Source organism: Micromonospora sp. (genome assembly GCF_048594385.1).
GTDB lineage: Bacteria > Actinomycetota > Actinomycetes > Mycobacteriales > Micromonosporaceae > Micromonospora > Micromonospora wenchangensis.
The window spans coordinates 1-3,151 of sequence record NZ_JBMDWU010000531.1 but is presented as its reverse complement, the minus strand read 5'-3'; the positions used below and the strand labels follow the sequence as shown (position 1 = coordinate 3,151).

General features: G+C 70.9%; 1 protein-coding gene. It reads left to right on the top strand.

The annotated features are described in order from the left end of the window. Positions 1–251 precede the first annotated feature (251 nt). On the top strand, positions 252–3,071 hold the full coding sequence (locus ACOJTC_RS27980; RefSeq protein ID WP_420119125.1) for a M14 family zinc carboxypeptidase: 2,820 nt from the start codon (positions 252–254) through the stop codon (positions 3,069–3,071). The last annotated feature ends 80 nt before the right edge of the window (positions 3,072–3,151 follow it).

Below are 3,151 nucleotides of genomic sequence, written 5' to 3'. Positions count from 1 at the left end.
CGCGGCCCGGGGCCGCCCACACCCGGGCGACGACGGACAATATGATCCGGCGCACGGCGGAGGTTCCCCCGGGCGGACGACGGTCCAGGGTGGACGCCGACTCGCCATGAAACGCCCGCGTTCGAGCGGGTGTGGGGCAATTGGCGAATCGCGTACCGGTCCCCGGTTGTGAATCTTGACCACCCGAAAGCGCAGGTCATACGCTCCGGGCACCCTTGATTCATTTCCCGGGAAGGGAAACGAAACGCCTCATGCGAACGCCGATATTCCGCTCCGCATCGCTTTCCCGCCAGCGGTTGGCCAGCGCCACCGCCATCGTCCTCCTGGCCGGAATCACCCCCCTGGTGGTCGGCCCGTCCGCCTCCGCCGCGCCCCCGACGACGTGTAGCACCGACCCCACCGACCGGTTGGCATCGGTGCCCAGCCCGGAGAGCTTCCTCGGCTTCCCGCTCGGCACCGGCCAGGAACGGGTGGTCACCAACGAGGAGGTGCGGGGCTACCTCGACGCGGTGGACACCGCCTCGAAGCGGGTCGTCACCGGCGTGATGGGCACCAGCGTGCTCGGCCAGCCGCTGCCGTACGCGATCGTGTCCAACGAGCGCACCGTGCGGCCGGCCGTGCTCAAGGGCATCGCCGAGGACGTCCGCTCGCTGCGCGACCCCCGGACGGTCAACCAGCAGCAGGCCGGCGAGATCGCCGAGGCGGCCCCGGCCATCGTCTGGGTCACCGCCAACGTGCACGGCGGCGAGAAGAGCGGCACCGACGCCGCCCTCAAGACGCTGTACGAGCTGGCCGCCGGGCTGTCCTGCGAGGTCCAGCAGCGCAACGACAACCTGGTCACCATCATCGTGCCGACGCAGAACCCGGACGGCCGCGACGCCAGCCGCCGGCAGAACGAGTACGGCTTCGACATGAACCGGGACTGGTTCGCCCGGACCCAGCAGGAGACCGACGGCAAGCTCGAACTGATGCGCAAGTACCCGCCGCAGGTCTTCATCGACGCGCACGAGATGGGCGGCCGGCAGTACTTCTTCCCGCCCAACGCCGACCCGATCCACCACGAGATCTCCGGCGAGGCGGTCGACTGGATCAACCGGATCGGCGAGGCCAACAAGGCCGGCTTCGGCTACAACGGCGCGTGCGGCGGTGCGGTGACCACCGAGTGCTACTTCAACTACTCCACCTACGACCTGTTCTTCATGGGGTACGGCGACACGGTGCCGGCCGCCGGCTTCGGGGCCGCCGGCATGACCTTCGAGAAGGGCAGCTCGTCGGCGGTGGCCGACCGGGTGCAGCAGCAGTTCCACACCCAGTGGTCGACCCTCGGGTGGGCGGCGGCGCACAAGGTCGAGGTGCTCAACGGCTGGTTCAAGGTCTGGAAGGACGCCCTCGCCCAGGGCCGGGCCGGCACGCTGGAGCCCAACGAGGTGGTCCAGCCGACCAACACCGTGCAGTTCCCGGTGCCGAACCAGACCGTCAGGTCGTACTTCCTGCTGCCCGACCGGCAGCTCGCCGACGCCCGGCAGCTCGTCGAGCGGCTGCGCCGGATGGACGTGGAGGTCTACCAGGTCAAGAAGGCGGTCAAGCTGCCCACCGCGAAGCTCTTCGGTGGTCGCTCGGCGACCAACCTGACCGTGCCGGTGGGGTCGTACTGGATCCCGATGAACCAGCCGCAGAAGCACTGGATCCAGGCGATCATGGGCGAGGACCCGTACACGCCGTTCCCGTACTTCTACGACGTGTCGTCGTGGAGCAACCCGCTGCTGATGGGTGTGAACGCCGTCTACACCGGCGCGGACGTCAAGCCCAACGCCGAGCTGATCGACAAGATCCAGAACACCGGTGGCGGCAAGATCCTGGCCGCGCCGCCGCTGAAGGGCTCCTACACCTACGAGCTGGACTCCGCCGCCGCGGCCGAGTTCACCTTCACCCTGCTGGGTCAGGGCGTGCAGCTCGTCCGGGACCTCGACAACGGCCAGGTGGGGATGCCCGCCGGCGCGTTGACGCCGGAGCTGAACACCACGGCCAAGAAGCTGGGCGTCACGCTCACCCCGTACACCACGGCGGCCGTCGGCACCCCGATCAGCCGGCCGGACGTCGGCCTGTTCCAGGGCACCGGTATCTCCACCACCTCCGGCTCGCACGGTGAGGCCCGGTACGTGCTGGGCAAGCGGTGGGGCCTGGACCTCACCCCGGTCACCACCGCCGACATCAACGACAACACCCCCGCCTTCACCGGCCGCACGGTGCTGCTGGTGCCGGACGGCAGCAACGCGACAGGTGGGCTGACCGCGACCGGGCAGGCCAACCTGCGCAACTGGATCGCCCAGGGCCACACCTACCTGGGCCTGCGCAACGAGGGCACCCGGATGGCCCGCGCCGCCGGTCTCACCTCGACCACCGAGAAGCCGAAGCCGACCGGCTACACGGTGATCGGCTCGCACCTGCGGGTCGACGTGGACCCGGACAGCCCGGTCGGGCTGGGCCGGCCGGCGGAGGACTTCGAGTTCAACAACAACGACCCGATCCTCACCCCCAGCAGCACCGGCCGCAACGTGCTGCGCTACCCGAGCGGGGACACCTTCTGGGCCAACGGCTACACGGTGCAGGGTGACGCGCTTAAGGGCACGGTCGCGGTGGTGGACGAGCCGACCGGTGCCGGTCGGGCGGTGCTGTTCGCGTTCAACCCGCTGTTCCGGGCGTACAACGAGAGTGGTCTGCACCTGGTGGCCAACGCGCTGCTCTACCCGGGCGGCGGCACCGCGGCCCGGACCGCGTCGCCGGTCCCGGTCGACCCGGCCCGCGCCGCCGCGGCGGCCCCCCCGGTCGCCGAGAACCTGGGCGGGCAGTGGCGGCCGTTCACCCTCCAGGTGGCCGCCGGTGACCTGGCCCGCGCCGAGGCGGTCGTCGACAGGTACACCGACACCGCCCGGGTATCCGTGGCGGACGGCTCGGCGTACCTGGTGATCCCGAACCCGGCGGGTCTCCAGATCGACGAGCACCCGTTCCTGGGTGACCTGGTGCGGACCCTGCGGGCCGAGCAGGTCCCGCTGCGTTCCGTGGTGGGTTAGCACCCGCCAGGGTGGGGGGGCCGCCCCCCCGCGGGGCCCCCCCCCCCCCCCCCGGGCCCCCCCCACCCCGGCCCCCCCCC